Raw genomic sequence first — 15,761 nt, 5'->3', positions numbered from 1 at the left:
TATGGCGAAATACATTGACGGGAAAGCGGTTGCGGCCGAAATTCGGGCTCAGCTGGCCCTTGAAGTTGAGAAAATGGTCCGGTTCGGCGTAACGCCGGGCCTTGCCGTGGTGATTGTCGGAGACGACCCCGCGTCAAGAACGTATGTAAACAATAAAAAAAGGGCCTGCGCTCAGGCGGGAATCTATTCCGAAGAATACGCCCTGCCCGCGTCCGCCTCTCAAAAAGAAATCATGGACCTAGTCGCGAAACTGAACGCTAAAAAAGACATTAACGGTATTTTGGTTCAATCCCCGCTGCCGGACGGATTGGATGAAAAGGCGGTGGTGGAAGCCATTGATCCCGAAAAAGACGTGGACGCTTTCCACCCTTCCAATGTGGGCAGAATCATGATCGGAAACTATCATTTCCTGCCCTGTACTCCCGCGGGGGTCATTGAGCTTCTCCGCCATGAAAAGATCGGGATCGAAGGAAAAAACTGTGTCGTAATCGGGAGAAGCAATATTGTCGGTAAGCCGATGGCCATGCTGCTCCTGCATCATAACGGGACGGTGACCATCTGCCACAGCAGAACCAGAAATCTGAAGGAAGTATGCAGACAGGCCGATATCCTTGTCGCGGCGGTCGGCAAACCGAAATTTGTTACCGCGGATATGGTGAAACCGGGTGCGGTGGTGATCGATGTGGGAATGGACCGCGACGAAAACGGAAAACTGTGCGGAGACGTTGACTTTGCCAATGTGGAGAAAACAGCTTCTTACATAACTCCTGTTCCGGGCGGTGTCGGTCCCATGACGATTGCGATGCTCCTTAAAAATACAGTTGCCGCGGCGAAGCGTCAGAACGGGATGACTCTGTAAAATGCGGAATCCCGGTATACTGCGTCCGGCGGCTGCCAGTTGAGGTACGGAATGGACAACCTTTTAAATCAAATTAATTTTCCGGAAGACTTGCAAAAGCTTTCCCTGGATGAACTTTATGAATTGTGCGATGAAATTCGCGAAAAAATCATTAAGACCGTTTCCAACAACGGAGGACATCTGGCTTCCAACCTGGGGGTCGTTGAATTAACGGTTGCGCTGCACCGTGTTTTCAGTTCCAAGGACGACAGGATTGTCTGGGACGTCGGGCATCAGGCCTATACCCATAAGATTCTGACCGGCAGGCGCGACACCATTTCCACCATTCGGATGCAGGGCGGTCTTTCCGGCTATCCGAACCGCATGGAAAGCAGTTACGACGCTTTTAACGCGGGGCACAGCAGCACCTCTATCTCCGCAGCGCTGGGAATCGCCAACGCAAAGCTTCTTGCTGGAGAGCCAGGCCACGTTATTTCTCTGATCGGCGACGGCGCGCTGACCGGCGGTCTGGCTTATGAAGGCCTGAACAATGCCGGACGCTTCAAGAAGAATTTTATTGTCATTTTGAATGACAATAAAATGTCTATTTCGCGCAATGTCGGTTCCATCGCCCGCTATTTGGCGCACATTCGCACAAAGCCCGGTTATTTCAAGGCAAAGGGCAATATTGAAACCGCGCTGAACCGGCTTCCTCACGTAGGAAAGCCACTGCATCATTTTCTTTCGAAATCAAAGGCTGCTTTAAAGCAGATATTATATAACAGTACCATTTTTGAAGATATGGGCTTTTATTATTACGGGCCGTTTGACGGTCATGATTTGGGAAAGCTGATTGATGTTCTGGAAAATGCCAAGAATATCAACCATCCGGTTTTGCTCCATGTGATTACCCGCAAAGGAAAGGGCTATCCGTATGCGGAGCAGAATCCGGGAGCTTTTCACGGGATATCCAGTTTCGATATTAAGACGGGAAAATCCGCCCCTGCCGGTGAGAATTTTTCCAGTGTTTTCGGCAGCCATCTTTGCGCGCTGGCGGGTAAGGATGAAAAAATCTGCGCGATTACCGCAGCGATGCAGATGGGAACCGGTCTGACGGGTTTTGCGAAGCAGTTTCCCGGCCGTTTTTTCGATGTGGGGATTGCGGAAGAGCATGCGGTAACCTTTGCCGGCGGTCTTGCCGCGGGCGGCATGCTTCCCGTATGCGCGATTTATTCCACGTTTTTACAGCGCGGCTACGATCAGATTATTCATGACGCAGCCATCCAAAGGGTAAAGGTGACGTTTGCCATTGACCGGGCGGGTGTTGTCGGCGACGACGGCGAAACGCATCAGGGTATTTTTGATGCGGCTTTTCTGAGCACCGTTCCCGGGATTACCGTTTATTCTCCGGCTTACTATGACGAGCTTTATTTTTCTTTCCAGCAGGCGCTTTACCAGTGCGAAGGCGTTTCCGCCGTGCGCTATCCGCGCGGAAAGCCAATGTTTAAGCCCTTCGACTTTGAGAGTACCGGGAAAGCTTACGACATTTACGGACAGGATGAGGCGGAGCTGGTGATTGTGACCTACGGCCGTTTGTTTTCCATGGCCTGCAAGGCCGTCACATCGCTGAAAGAGTCCGGGATCCCTGCGAAAATTATCAAGCTGAACCGGATTACTCCGGTGGACAGGGATGCGGTAGCGGAAGCTGCGGCCGCAAAAAAAGTCTTTTTCTTTGAAGAGGGAATCCAGCAGGGAGGAATCGGAGAGCATTTCAGCTATCTGCTGTCCCAGAGCGGGTACCGCGGCGAGTTCCGCTTACGCGCGATCACCAGCTTTGTTCCCCATGCGACAATGCTGCAGTCGCTCAGCGCTCTTGGCCTTGACGACAAGGGAATGGTAAATATGATATTGACGGAGTACAAAAAGTGATAGAGAAAAAAAGACTGGACTGCCTGCTGTTTGACCAGGGTCTTACCGAAAGCAGGGAAAAGGCCAAGGCAATGATCATGATGGGCAATGTCTATATCGATCATCAGAAGTCCGACAAGCCCGGGACCATGCTTCCGGTCGATACGAAAATAGAAATCCGCGGGGAGACCATGCCCTATGTGAGCCGCGGCGGCTGGAAGCTGGAAAAGGCCATGTCTGTTTTCCCGATTGAACTGAAAGAGAAAATCACGATGGATATCGGCGCTTCTACCGGCGGTTTTACGGACTGCATGCTGCAGAACGGCGCGAAAAAGGTCTATTCCATCGACGTCGGCTACGGGCAGCTCGCGTGGAAGCTGCGTACGGACCCAAGGGTCGTGAATCTGGAGCGCACCAATGTCCGTTACCTTACACGGGAGCAGGTGCCGGACGACATCGATTTTTTCAGCGTGGACGTCTCTTTTATTTCCCTTTGCCTGGTCCTTCCCGTCGCAAGGGAGTTCATGGCGGAAAACGCGCAGGCCGTCTGCCTGATCAAGCCCCAATTTGAAGCGGGGCGGGGGAAAGTAGGCAAAAAAGGCGTGGTGCGCGATCGGGCGGTTCACCAGGAAGTGATTGAAAAAATAACCGGCTTTGTGCTGGAACACGGGTTTTCCGTTCTGGGCCTGACTTATTCCCCGGTAAAAGGGCCGGAGGGGAATATTGAGTATTTGGTTTACCTTCAAAAATCGGAGAAACCGGAAAGTGTTCCGTTGAACATAGAAGCATTGGTGGAAGAATCCCATCATACATTAAACGGTGGTGAATAATTTGAAAATAGCGATCATGCCGAATCTAAGCAAGCACAACGCACAGCTTCATACTACGCGGGTAGCGGAAACGCTGCAAAAATTCGGTGCGGAGGTATGCATGCGATTAAACCTGAAAAGCTGTTTTCCAAATTCACACATTGTTTTTTACGATGATTTTGATAAAATGATGTCCGACTGCGACGCTGTCATTGCCGTTGGCGGCGACGGAACCATCATTCACTCTTCCCGGCATGCCGCCGTGGCGGAAAAGCCGATTTTGGGCATCAATGTGGGGCGGCTTGGTTTTGTCGCCGGGCTGGAAACGGACGAGCTTGACAAGCTTAAAAAGCTGATCGACGGGGACTATACCATCGAAAACCGTATGATGCTGGAAATCCAGCTGGTCAATCAGGGGAAAGAGGAAACCCATTTGGCGCTGAACGACGCGGTAATCGCCCGCGGAGCGCTTTCCCGGATCCTGGATATCACCGTTCACTTCAATGATAAAAATGTCTGTGAATACAGGGCGGACGGCCTGATTATTTCCACTCCCACCGGCTCGACCGCGTATTCCCTTTCCGCCGGCGGCCCCGTGATCGACCCGAGCATCAACTGTATTCTGCTTTCGCCGATCTGTCCGCATTCCCTGCTGACAAGGCCGGTTATTTTCGGGCCGGACGCTAAGCTGAGCGTAACGGCGTGTTCCCACTATAAAAGCGAGATTATTTTGTCCGTGGACGGAGACACTTTTATTCGGATTGCGGATAATCAGAAAATTAATTTTTGCCGTTCGGAGCGTATGGTGAGAATTATTAAACTAAAAGACGATAATTTTTATGAGGTAGTGAACGAAAAATTAGCCGAGAGGAGAAATTGAATTGAAAACACGACGACACGCAAAAATCCTTGAATTGATTAACGAATACGCGATTGATACTCAGGAAGAACTGCTGCGCCGCCTGCGCGAAGACGGTTTTGAAGTAACCCAGGCCACCGTTTCCCGCGATATTAAAGAGCTCAGGCTGATCAAGACTCTGTCCCACGACGGAAAATACAGATACTCCACCGGCAGAAGCAACACGGCCGATTACTCCTCTAAATTTTATTCCCTCCTTTCCGATTCTGCAGTGCAGATTGACTACGCATGCAATCTGGTGGTAATCAAATGCCATGCGGGCATGGCGCAGGCTGTTTGTGCGGCAATGGACACCATGCACTGGCAGGGCTCCGTCGGCACTCTGGCCGGGGACGATACCATTTTTATTGCGATGAGGGACGAAGACCATGCACAGCAGCTGGTTGCTGAACTTAAAAAAATGGTTGGGTGATTGCAATGCTTTCTCAGCTTTACATCGAAAATATTGCTGTGATTGAAAAGACCGGGATCGATTTTCACCCCGGCCTGAACGTTCTGACCGGAGAAACCGGAGCCGGAAAATCCATTGTTATTGATTCCATCAACGCAATTTTGGGGGAAAGAACCTCGCGTGAGCTTGTGCGGACCGGGGCTCATTCCGCTTTTGTCACCGCCGTTTTTTCCGACCTTGGGGAACAGGCCGTCCATAAGCTGGCGGAATTCGGCTATGCGCCGGAAGAAGACGGTTCCGTCATGATTCAGCGCGAAATCCATACCGACGGCAAAACCGTGTGCCGAATTAACGGCCGCCCGGCAACCGTATCCGTTTTGAAAGAGATCGGGGTCGTGCTGATCAGCATTCACGGCCAGCACGAGAGCTACGACCTGCTGTCGCCCGATTTACATATCCGGTACATCGACCGCATGGGCGTGCCCGAGGCACTGCTCTCGGAGTATCGCGCCGCTTTCAGCAATATGCAGCATATCAAAAGCGCTTTGGACGCTTTTGATATGGACGAGGCGCAGAAAGCGAGGCAGATTGATCTGCTGACCTATCAGGTCAACGAACTGGAGGCCGCCGGTCTGCGGGCCGGCGAGCAGGAAGAACTGAATAAAACCCGTACCCGCTATTTAAACAGCGAAAAGATTGCCTCGGCGATTCATACGGCGCAATCGGCCCTGAACGGGGAAGAAAGCTTTGACGGAGCTTTGTCCGCTGTTGTTTCGGCTTCGGACGCTCTGTCCGAAACGGAAAAATACCTGCCGGAAATCCATGAGCTTTCCGAAAGAATCAAAAATATCCGCTACGATCTGGAGGACTGCGGCGAAGAGCTCCGCGGTTTTTCCTCGGAACTGGAATATGATCCCGCAGACCTTGAAAGGATAGAGGACAGGCTGGACGTCCTCTATCGCCTTGGCCTGAAATACGGCGGCTCCGTGGAAAATATGATCGGTTTTCTCGAAACATCGAAGGCCCAGCTGGAGGACATCCAGCTTTCGGATGAAAAAATCCTGCAGATGACAAAGGAATATCAAAAGGCGAAGGCGGAAGCGGAAAGACTTGCGAAAAAGATTTCCGGCTGCCGCAGAGAGGCGGCACGGGCCTTTACGAAAAGGGTAAAGGAAGAGCTCCGCTTTCTCGATATGCCGAACATCGATTTTCAGGTACAGCAGGAGGACTGCCCACTGAATCCGTTCGGCTGCGACAAGCTTCAGTTCCTGATTTCGGTGAATGCGGGCGAACCGGCCAAGCCGATCGCAAAAATCGCTTCCGGCGGCGAGCTTTCCCGCATTATGCTTTCCATTAAGACGGTGCTTGCCGGGAAAGACGACATTGACACGTTGATTTTCGACGAGGTCGACACCGGCATCAGCGGAAGCGCGGCGCAGAAGGTCGGTTTAAAGCTGCATGAGGTCGCGGGCCACCGTCAGGTGATCTGCGTAACGCATCTGGCGCAGATAGCCGCTTTGGCCGACACACAGTTCTTAATCAAAAAGCAGGTCCGGGAGAACAGAACCTTCACCGACGTGGCTGAGCTGGATTACGAGGGAAGGAAACAGGAACTGGCAAGAATTATGGGCGGGGCGCAGATCACGCCGCTGCTGCTGGAAAATGCGGCCGAAATGCTCAGGCTTGCCAAAAAGCATGGCTCGTCTTGACAATGCGGAGGGAATTGGGTATAATGCAGTATAATGACATTGATGGGAAGAAGTAAGCCAAAAAGACGGCAAAGAGAGCCTGCGGCTGGTGTAAGCAGGCGCGTGATTTGGCTGAAATACATCCCGGAGTCGCCAGATTGAACGGTTTCTATTAGATTTGGCCGTGAAAGCGCACGTTATAGCGCGTGGGTATTTTTGTACCCGTAAGGCCGTATCCGCGAGGCTACGGTGAACTGAGGTGGTACCGCGGTTGATTCCGCCCTCTGCAAATAAGCAGGGGGCGTTTTTTATCCCCCTGAAATGGAGGATTTTTTATGGGAGTTTTCGAAGAACTCAAAGCAAGGGGCTTGATTGCCCAGATGACGGACGAGGAGAAGATTCAGGATCTTCTCAACAATCACAAAACCACATTCTATATCGGGTTTGATCCGACAGCCGACAGCCTGCACGTAGGCCACTTTGTGCAGATTATGGTCATGGCGCACATGCAGAGAGCCGGCCATACGCCGATTGCGCTGTTCGGCGGCGGAACGGGCATGGTCGGCGATCCTTCCGGAAAATCCGATATGCGCAAAATGCTGACCAAAGAGGAAATCGACCACAATATCGCCTGCTTCCAAAAGCAGATGTCCCGTCTGGTTGATTTTTCGGAAGGCAAAGCGATTATGGCCAACAACGGCGACTGGCTTCTGAATCTGAATTATATTGAGTTTTTGCGTGATGTCGGCGTGCATTTTTCCGTCAACCGCATGCTTGCCGCGGAATGCTATAAGCAGCGTCTGGAAAGGGGACTCTCTTTCTTTGAGCTGAACTATATGATTATGCAGAGCTACGACTTTCTGGAGCTGAATCACCGGTACAACTGCCAGCTGGAGCTTGGCGGCGACGACCAGTGGAGCAATATTATCGGCGGCGTCGAGCTCATTCGCCGCAAAGAGGGGAAGGAAGCCTACGGCATGACGTTTACCCTGCTGACGACCAGCGAGGGCAAAAAGATGGGCAAAACCGAAAAGGGCGCCGTTTGGCTGGACCCCGAAAAGACCACGCCGTTTGACTTCTACCAGTACTGGCGAAATATCGGTGACGACGACGTTATCAAATGCCTGAAAATCCTTACGTTCCTTCCGCTGTCGGAAATCGATGAGCTTGCGAAGCTGGAGGGCGGGGAGCTCAACAAAGCCAAGGAAATTCTTGCGTTTGAGGTCACTAAGCTGATTCACGGCGAGCAGGAAGCGTTAAAGGCGCAGGAAGGTGCGCGCGCGCTGTTCGGCAGCGGCGAGAACACGGACAACATGCCTTCCACGGATATTACTTCATCCGATTTTACCGATGGGGAAATCGGCGTGCTTGATCTGCTGGTCCTGACAAAGCTGGCGCCTTCCAAAGGAGAGGGGAGACGTCTGATCGATCAGGGCGGTATTTCAGTCGATAGCGTGAAGATCCTTTCCAGCACGGAGAAACTTTCCCTGAACCGTTTCGAGAAAAAATATGTGGTGATCAAAAAGGGGAAAAAGGTGTTCCACAAAGTCAATCTGGTTGATTAACGCAAAAATTTGCTTTGCCCGCCGCCGAAATTTCGGCGGCGGGCTGTTTTGATTGATTTTCATCCGGTAATTCCTTATAATAGGTACATTGACAAATGTTGGAGGATTCATCCAGATGAAAAAAAACGGCTCTTTGTTGTTGGCGCCTGCTTCGGTGATGGTGATTATGCTTTCGGTATTTTTTGTAAGCAGGATGTTTCCTTTTGGATACAACACTCTCTCATGGTGCGATATGGACCAGCAGGTCATCCCTTTTCTGATGGACTTTAAAGATATCCTGTCCGGAAAAGCAAACATGTTTCTGAATATGCAGAACGCCGGGGGCATGAGCTTCTGGGGCGTATTCCTGTTTTTTATCAGCAGCCCGTTCAGCTTTCTGGTTGCCTTTGTCAATAAGGCCGATTTCTATCTTTTCATGAATATTCTGGTCCTTCTGAAAATGATGGCATGCGCGTTTACGGCAAGCCTCTTTTTTCGCTTTCGATTCAAAAAGCTCGGTGTGCTGCAAAACACGGCGATCTCCGTGATGTATGCCTTCTGCGGCTACGCCATGTTTTACTACCAGAACCACGTATGGCTGGACGTCATGTACCTTTTCCCGATTCTTCTGATCGGCCTGATCAAGCTGGCTGACGAAGGAAAAATCCTGTGGTATGTCCTGTCTTTTTCAGCGATACTGACAGTGAATTTCTATCTAAGCTATATGGTATCCATTTTTTTGGTACTGGCATCCGGAGTCTATGTCTGTTTCTTCGCGAAAAAGGGGACACGCCGGAAAAATATTTTGCTTCTGGGAGTTTCCACCCTGATTACCGCTTTGATTACCGCCGTGGTCTGGCTTCCCTCCCTGATGCAGTATACGGCTTCCGCCAGAACCAGCGACCTGTTTACGAGCTTAAGAGTGGGTGGGCTGATTTCCAGACTGGACACGACGTTTACCGTGATTCTGTGCTCGGGTGCGATCTTTGCCGCGCTGATTGTCTATTTGTTTTTTGCGAAAAGGCTTCCGCCGAATACGAACTTTGTGTTTTTCCTGTTTATCCTGACAATGATACCGGTTTTCATAGAACCGATCAATAAAATGTGGCAGACCGGAAACTATCAGGCTTTTCCGGTCCGCTACGGATATATCACCATTTTTTTCGGCCTGATTCTGCTTGCCGCCGTATTATCGGAAATCAATCAGGAAAACCGCCTTACGTCAAGCAGCCCGCTGGCCGTATTTGGCGGGATGCTGGCGGTCAGCGCCGTATTCCTTGCGGAATGCCTGATTTTTTATAAGGAGTATGATGTCGTCAGGATTTACACGGAAACCCTGTGGGGAAACAGCGCAAGCTTCCGGCTTCTGCTCCTGTTTTCTCTGGTCGCGGGACTTGCGTATCTCGTCCTTCTGCTGCTCTACCAGTTCAGGCTGCTGGGTAAAACCGCATTTTCCGTCCTGCTGTGCATCATGGTTGTACTGGAATGCGTATTTAATTCCGGCGTTTACGTGGCTTCCGCCGCCAACAACGGGAAAACCGAGGCAGCCGTCATCGATCTGAGCGGCCGGATCGGGGATGACTCCCTTTACCGCGTAAAATCCGAAGAAAAATACTTCGACGTAAACCTGATGGGCAGCCTGGGGTACCATACACTGAGCCATTATACGTCGCTGACGGGCGAAAACTTTATGTATACCATGAAGAAGCTCGGCTATTCGTCCTACTGGATGGAAGTCAACTCAAACGGCGGCACCAAGCTGACTGACGCCATAATGGGGAACCGGTACACGATTCTCCGCAGGGGAACTTCCTTCAGCAAGGAGCAGAAGGTTTTTTATCAAAATGAGAAATATGAGATCAGAGAAAAAGAGGACACTCTTCCCGTCGGATTTGTTGTTCATTCCGATGACATTCAGGCATTCAGCACTCTGCCGGACACGACCCGCCTCAACATTCAGCAGTTTGTCTTTGAATCCCTCTTTCATACACAGGACAAGCTGTTTACCTATTACGAGCCGACCCTTCTGAATAATATCGCCTATACTGCCGGCGAAAGATATTCTCTTACTTTTCCGGACAACAGCGCCGAGGGGTCGGTGGTTTACCGGATTCCGGTTCAGGGAACGGAAACGCTTTATTTCGACTGCTTTGACAGGCTGTCAAACAGCCTGATCGAGCATATCAACTCAAGCTTCAATATCCTAATAAACGGGATGACCGTACAGGACGATTATCCGAATCAAAGCAGTAACGGACTCCTGAATCTCGGCACCTTCCGCGACCAGACGGTGGAAGTGGAAATCCAGGTTTTAAAAGAAGTCGACGTGAAATCCTTTGGAATCGCCGGACTTAAGGACGATGTTTTAAAGAAAGCGGTCAGCGGTACCGCCGCCGCGCAGCTGAAGCAGTCCGGGAACCGGATTACCGGCACTGCGGACGCGGCCGACGACCAGTCCTATCTCTTCCTTCCGATTACGGACGGCAGGGGATATACCGCGACTGTAAACGGGAAAAAGACCGATATCAACTGCGTGCTGGATTCCATGATGGCGATCAGGCTGGACAAAGGAAAAAACGAAATCTCCGTTTCTTATATTCCGCCCGGGTTTTCCTTGGGAAGCTGTTTATCCGCCGCGGGGATCGCTGCTCTGATTCTTTTCCTGATATTTCTGAGAAAAGGACTCTACCGTAAAATTCGGTTCCTGGAACTGCCGGCGGTTTTCTTATTTACGGTTTTGTTCATCGGCGTTTTTGTCGCGGTTTATATTTTCCCCGTAGTCATCTATTACTGGAGGTAAAAAATCCCTTCCGCTGCCAGCAGATCATACTGCCTGACGGAAGGGATTATTATTTTATAGAAAACAGGAAGCAGGCTTTTATTTCTTCAGACACTTTTCGATTTCGTTCAGCGTCTGGTCAAAATCCGCCGCCGTAACCAGCAGGGAGATGTCTACCTCAGAGGTTGTGATAATCCGTACGTCCGTTTCGCTCTTCGCCGCCGCCGCAAAAACCTTCGCCGCCACGCCGGGAGTGTCCTTCATTCCCTGGTCATAGACGGAAATTTTGCAGTTTCCGCTGCTGACAATGGTCTTAATATTGGAATTGTCATGAAGATCGGATGTAAAGGTCAGAATTTTATCCAGATCGTTGTCGGAAATCGTAAAGGAAATGGAAGTGAAAGCCCCGTGCGTCGGCGCAAGTGAAATCATATCCACATTGACTCCGAACCCCGAAATTTTCTGAAAAACATCGGCGGTAAAGGTCAGCTCGGAAGGACAGTTCTGCAGCGTGATCAGGGTAATTTCATTTGAAGTGGTGATCATTGGTTCCGTACTCATCATGCTACCTCCTATTTTAATAAATCAGACATGTTATAAAGTCCTGCGGGCATCTTTGCCAGATAAACGGCCGCGTTGATCGCCCCGACGGCAAAAACCTCTTTTGACTGCGCGGAATGAGCAAGCGTGATCACTTCATGATGTCCGGCAAAAATCACTTCATGTTCGCCGACAATGGTTCCCCCACGAACGGAATGAATCCCTATTTCGTTTGCTTCGCGCTTCTTCCTCTGGGAATGCCGGTCGTAAATATAGTGCGCATTTTCGTTCATGACGGATGAAATGCCGTCAGCCAGCATGAGTGCGGTGCCGCTCGGCGCGTCGACTTTCTGATTATGGTGTTTCTCTATAATCTCCACATCGAAGCCGCTGCCCAGCACTTTCGCCGCCTTTTTGGACAATTCGATCAGCAGGTTGATCCCCAGCGACATATTGCCCGAATAAAATACGGGGACATCTTCGGAAACACGGGTGAGCGCTTCCACCTGCGCTTTGTTATAACCGGTGGTGCACAGAACAAGCGGCGTTTTATGAATCTGCGCATACTGGAGCAGAGAAGCGAGAAGGGCGGGGTTGGAAAAATCGACAATGACATCGGCGTCGACATTGATATCCGCCGGTTTCGCAAAAACCGGATAATCCTCCTTCGCCTCCGTATTCATATCGATTCCGCCTACGACCCTGCAGTCGTCCCGCAGCGCCACACAGGCCGAAACCTCACGGCCCATCTTGCCGTTGCATCCGCAGATAATCATCCTTGTCATTTTCACATTCCCTCCGGAAAGGTCAATTTATTTTAATAAATTATATTTTTTAAGAACCATTGCGAGTTTTACTTCCGCTTCTTCACTCATCGCCGTTAACGGCAGGCGGCAGCTTCCGCTGTTGAATCCGAGCATTTTCATGGCCGCCTTCACCGGGATCGGGTTCACATCCATGAACAGTGCGTCCATCAGCTCAAGGTATTTCAAAAAGGCCGCACGGCTGGCGGCAAGGTTGCCGTCAAAGAAATCCGCGCAGATTTGGTGCATTTCTTTTGGCATGATATTCGCGAATACGGAGATGATTCCCTTTCCGCCCAAAGAAAGAATGGGCAGCGTCTGATTGTCTTCTCCGGAGTAAATATGCAGCTCGTCGCCGCAAAGGGAAATGGTTCTCGCCAGAGCGGAAATATCCCCGTTCGCCTCTTTTGCAGCATTGATATTCGGGTGTTTGGAAAGCTCCAGATACGTTTCCGGTTTGATATTGCAGCCCGTTCTGGACGGTACGTTGTAGACGATGATCGGAAGCTTTACACGGTCCGCCACATAGTGATAATGCTTTACCAGACCCGCCTGAGAGGTTTTATTGTAGTAGGGTGTAACCATTAAAAGAGCGTCCGCGCCAAGCTCCTGAGCGGTCAGGGACAGCTCTGCCGCGTAGCGGGTGTCGTTGCTGCCGGAGCCCGCAATGACCGGAATCCGTTTCTTCGTCTTTTTAATGATGTATTCGATGACCTTGCAATGCTCTTCGTGGTCTAATGTTGCCGATTCCCCTGTTGTACCGCAGGCGATAATGGAATCCGTCCCGTTGGCGATATGAAATTCGACGAGATCGCCCAAAACGTCATAATTCACGGAACCGTCCTCGTTCATCGGCGTAATGATCGCGACGCCGGAACCGCTGAAAATAAGCTTTTTCATGACACTTTACCTCCAAATTCGCAAATTCTTCAATCGATATAACCTTTTGCGCAAAGAAGCTCCGCCATCAAAACAGCTCCGCCTGCGGCTCCGCGCAGAGTGTTGTGGGACAGACAGACAAATTTTACATCGTACTGCGTATCCGGGCGCAAACGTCCGATGGAAACGGCCATGCCGTTCTCCAAATTACGGTCAAGCCTTGACTGCGGACGGTCGTCCTCGCGGAAATAATGCAAAAACTGCTTTGGGGCGCTGGGAAGCTGAAGCTTCTGAGGAACTCCCTTAAAGTTTTCCCATCTTGCAATAATTTCTTCCAACTCGACCTTTTTTTCATAGGAGAGAAAAACCGCGGCGGTATGCCCATCGGAAACGGGAACACGGAGACACTGGGAGGTAATGGACGGGGAAGTGGCGTTGACGATTGCGCCGTTTTCGACATGTCCCCAGATTTTCAGCGGTTCATTTTCAGATTTTCCTTCTTCGCCGCCGATAAAGGGAATGACGTTATCGACGCTTTCCGGCCACGTCTGAAAGGTTTTTCCCGCGCCGGAAATGGCCTGATAGGTGCAGGCGAGCACTTTCGTTACGTTCAGGTCCATCAGAGGGTGGATAGCCGGAACGTAGCTCTGCAGAGAGCAGTTCGATTTCACGGCGATGAATCCGCGTTTTGTGCCGAGACGTTTGCGCTGCGCGTCGATGACCCCGGCATGATCCGCGTTGATTTCCGGAATGATCATCGGTACGTCGGCCACCAAGCGGTTCGCACTGTTGTTGGACATCACCGGACACTCCGCTTTGGCATAGGCTTCTTCCAGTGTTTTGATTTCCTCTTTTTTCATGTTGACCGCGCAGAACACGAAGTCAACAAGGGAAGTGATTTTTTCAATATCCTGCTCCGCGTTGAAAACGACCATATTTTCCATTGATTTCGGCATCGGTGTTGTCATCAGCCAGTGGTCCCCGACAGCCTCTTTATATGTTTTTCCGGCGGAACGCGCACTCGCTGCGAGTGCGGTAACCGTAAACCACGGGTGGTTCTCGATCAGCGTAGCAAATCTTTGACCAACCATGCCGGTTGCGCCGATAATTCCTACATGATACTTTTTCATTGGTAGCCCTCCTGTAATATATATGTTTGAAGAATGAGAAAATATATACATAAGAAAAAAACCGGTTGAAAACCGGTCATCAGGCAAATATAATAGGTAGTGTTCGACATTGATAGGGTCCGGCATCTGCCGAACCAAATGTTAGCCGATAGCGCTCCATCATATCAACATGATGACAGTTGTTCTGCTGTTCACAAAAACAACCAGGCGGTTCCCTGCCCCGAAACCCCCTTCGGCGAGTTTACCTTTCACGGACGATAAACGGCTTTGGCAGCCTGAGATCCGTTACTTTTTAAAATCGCGCCTCTATCTTTGAATTATAATAACATGGGTTGCTATTACTTGTCAATTTATTTATAATAAAGAATCGGTAGTATATTATGTGGGAGATATGGAAATGACATTGGATTTAAAAAATTTGCAGACAAAAGATTTTTTTTATGATTTACCGAGAGAACTGATTGCGCAGACCCCGATTGAACCGCGCGATTCCTCCAGACTTTTGACACTGAACAAGGAAACCGGCGAGATTACCCATAAACACTTTTTCAATATCATTGACTGCTTAAATCCCGGCGACTGTCTTGTTCTGAACGATTCGCGCGTTCTGCCGGCCCGGCTTTATGGAATCAAGGAAGGGACGGGGGCCCGCGTGGAGTTTCTGCTTTTAAACCACCGGGAAGGGGACGTATGGGAAGTTCTCTGCGGTCCCGGCAAGCGTGCGAAGCCCGGTTCCCGTTTCGTTTTCGGCGACGGCCTTCTCAGGGCGGAAGTGCTGGAAATTATCGACGAGGGCAACCGTCTGGCGCGCTTTACGTATGAAGGGAATTTCTATGAAATCCTGGATCAGATCGGGGAAATGCCGCTGCCGCATTACATCACGGAGCATCTGAACGACAATGAGCGCTATCAGACCGTGTATTCCAAGGAAGTCGGTTCCGCGGCCGCTCCGACCGCCGGACTGCATTTTACGCCGGAGCTTCTGGAAAAGGTAAAGGCCAAGGGCGTGAAAGTGGTGTTTGTCACGCTGCACGTCGGGCTGGGCACGTTCCGCCCGGTCACGGCGGAAAAGGTACTGGATCACAAAATGCATTCGGAACATTACTATCTCCCGAAGGAAACGGCGGATGCCATCAATGAAACAAAACGGAACGGCGGCCGCGTCATTGCGGTGGGAACGACAAGCTGCCGCACGCTGGAGTCCGTCGGGACCGCGGAGGGCTGTATCAGGGAAAGCGCCGGATGGACGGATATTTTTATTTATCCCGGCTACCGGTTCAAAGTGCTCGACGGCTTGATCACCAATTTCCACCTGCCGGAGAGCACGCTCATCATGCTGGTTTCCGCCCTCGCTGGTTACGAGCATATTATGAACGCGTACCGAATCGCCGTTCAGGAAAAATACCGATTTTTCAGCTTCGGCGACGCGATGCTGATCATTTAACAGGCTTGAAACAAGGCATATGCATCGCGACGCCAGTCTTGCCTGCCATGCATATGGCCGACGCGATGTTCATTTACTGATACGAAAGG

The 15,761-nt window shown here is 50.8% G+C and carries 13 protein-coding genes, 1 riboswitch and 1 other annotated feature; of the genes, 9 read left to right on the top strand and 4 right to left on the bottom strand.

Features of this window, described 5'->3' with window-relative positions:
• Position 1 precedes the first annotated feature (1 nt).
• The 8 genes from folD (at position 2) to VXK30_RS09040 (ending at position 10,897) form a co-directional block, all read left to right on the top strand.
• Positions 2-859, top strand: a complete 858-nt coding sequence (gene folD / locus VXK30_RS09075) for a bifunctional methylenetetrahydrofolate dehydrogenase/methenyltetrahydrofolate cyclohydrolase FolD (RefSeq protein WP_275715890.1) — start codon at positions 2-4, stop codon at positions 857-859.
• Between the two features lie 51 nt (positions 860-910).
• Entirely contained in the window at positions 911-2,767 is a 1,857-nt protein-coding gene (gene dxs, locus VXK30_RS09070; protein WP_275715887.1) for a 1-deoxy-D-xylulose-5-phosphate synthase, read from the top strand.
• Entirely contained in the window at positions 2,764-3,576 is an 813-nt protein-coding gene (locus VXK30_RS09065; RefSeq protein ID WP_275715885.1) for a TlyA family RNA methyltransferase, read from the top strand. The genes dxs and VXK30_RS09065 overlap by 4 nt, the downstream gene beginning before the upstream one ends.
• A gap of 1 nt (position 3,577) precedes the next feature.
• Positions 3,578-4,435, top strand: coding sequence for an NAD(+)/NADH kinase (locus VXK30_RS09060; RefSeq protein WP_275715883.1), 858 nt, complete (start codon positions 3,578-3,580; stop codon positions 4,433-4,435).
• 1 nt (position 4,436) lies between these two features.
• Positions 4,437-4,886 (top strand): arginine repressor, encoded by a 450-nt coding sequence (locus tag VXK30_RS09055; RefSeq protein WP_275715881.1) that lies wholly within the window; start codon positions 4,437-4,439, stop codon positions 4,884-4,886.
• 5 nt (positions 4,887-4,891) lie between these two features.
• Positions 4,892-6,574, top strand: a complete 1,683-nt coding sequence (gene recN / locus VXK30_RS09050) for a DNA repair protein RecN (protein ID WP_275715879.1) — start codon at positions 4,892-4,894, stop codon at positions 6,572-6,574.
• Between the two features lie 30 nt (positions 6,575-6,604).
• Positions 6,605-6,841, top strand: a binding site (T-box leader).
• Positions 6,842-6,888: 47 nt separating this feature from the next.
• Positions 6,889-8,118, top strand: coding sequence for a tyrosine--tRNA ligase (tyrS, locus tag VXK30_RS09045; protein ID WP_275715877.1), 1,230 nt, complete (start codon positions 6,889-6,891; stop codon positions 8,116-8,118).
• Between the two features lie 115 nt (positions 8,119-8,233).
• Entirely contained in the window at positions 8,234-10,897 is a 2,664-nt protein-coding gene (locus VXK30_RS09040) for a YfhO family protein (RefSeq protein ID WP_275715875.1), read from the top strand.
• Between the two features lie 78 nt (positions 10,898-10,975).
• Here the strand turns inward: VXK30_RS09040 and VXK30_RS09035 are convergent, their stop codons facing one another.
• Genes VXK30_RS09035 through asd form a run of 4 tightly spaced genes read right to left on the bottom strand, consistent with a single transcriptional unit; the run spans position 10,976 to position 14,228 of the window.
• Complete coding sequence (locus VXK30_RS09035; RefSeq protein WP_275715873.1) at positions 10,976-11,437, bottom strand: ACT domain-containing protein; 462 nt, start codon at positions 11,435-11,437, stop codon at positions 10,976-10,978.
• Positions 11,438-11,448: 11 nt separating this feature from the next.
• Positions 11,449-12,201 carry a 4-hydroxy-tetrahydrodipicolinate reductase gene (dapB, locus tag VXK30_RS09030; RefSeq protein ID WP_275715871.1) on the bottom strand — a complete coding sequence of 251 codons (753 nt, stop codon included), beginning with the start codon at positions 12,199-12,201 and terminating at the stop codon, positions 11,449-11,451.
• A gap of 27 nt (positions 12,202-12,228) precedes the next feature.
• Positions 12,229-13,119, bottom strand: coding sequence for a 4-hydroxy-tetrahydrodipicolinate synthase (gene dapA, locus VXK30_RS09025; RefSeq protein WP_275715869.1), 891 nt, complete (start codon positions 13,117-13,119; stop codon positions 12,229-12,231).
• A 29-nt stretch (positions 13,120-13,148) separates the two neighbouring features.
• Complete coding sequence (gene asd / locus VXK30_RS09020) at positions 13,149-14,228, bottom strand: aspartate-semialdehyde dehydrogenase (protein ID WP_275715867.1); 1,080 nt, start codon at positions 14,226-14,228, stop codon at positions 13,149-13,151.
• A 141-nt stretch (positions 14,229-14,369) separates the two neighbouring features.
• Positions 14,370-14,545, bottom strand: a riboswitch (Lysine riboswitch).
• Between the two features lie 80 nt (positions 14,546-14,625).
• Here asd and queA point away from each other — a divergent pair.
• On the top strand, positions 14,626-15,672 hold the full coding sequence (gene queA, locus VXK30_RS09015) for a tRNA preQ1(34) S-adenosylmethionine ribosyltransferase-isomerase QueA (protein ID WP_442868001.1): 1,047 nt from the start codon (positions 14,626-14,628) through the stop codon (positions 15,670-15,672).
• Positions 15,673-15,761 lie beyond the last annotated feature (89 nt).

Origin of the sequence: Caproiciproducens sp. CPB-2, assembly GCF_036287215.1 — a bacterium.
GTDB lineage: Bacteria > Bacillota > Clostridia > Oscillospirales > Acutalibacteraceae > Caproiciproducens.
The sequence above is the reverse complement of the archived record's forward strand: the minus strand, read 5'-3'. Positions and strand labels throughout refer to the sequence as shown.

Coding starts and splice junctions, on each gene's coding strand:
- tyrS (WP_275715877.1), top strand. CDS start 6,889: ATGGGAGTTTTCGAAGAACTCAAAGCAAGGGGCTTGATTGCCCAGATG.
- folD (WP_275715890.1), top strand. CDS start 2: ATGGCGAAATACATTGACGGGAAAGCGGTTGCGGCCGAAATTCGGGCT.
- dapB (WP_275715871.1), bottom strand. CDS start 12,201: ATGACAAGGATGATTATCTGCGGATGCAACGGCAAGATGGGCCGTGAG.
- VXK30_RS09035 (WP_275715873.1), bottom strand. CDS start 11,437: ATGAGTACGGAACCAATGATCACCACTTCAAATGAAATTACCCTGATC.
- asd (WP_275715867.1), bottom strand. CDS start 14,228: ATGAAAAAGTATCATGTAGGAATTATCGGCGCAACCGGCATGGTTGGT.
- queA (WP_442868001.1), top strand. CDS start 14,626: ATGACATTGGATTTAAAAAATTTGCAGACAAAAGATTTTTTTTATGAT.
- dxs (WP_275715887.1), top strand. CDS start 911: ATGGACAACCTTTTAAATCAAATTAATTTTCCGGAAGACTTGCAAAAG.
- recN (WP_275715879.1), top strand. CDS start 4,892: ATGCTTTCTCAGCTTTACATCGAAAATATTGCTGTGATTGAAAAGACC.
- dapA (WP_275715869.1), bottom strand. CDS start 13,119: ATGAAAAAGCTTATTTTCAGCGGTTCCGGCGTCGCGATCATTACGCCG.
- VXK30_RS09040 (WP_275715875.1), top strand. CDS start 8,234: ATGAAAAAAAACGGCTCTTTGTTGTTGGCGCCTGCTTCGGTGATGGTG.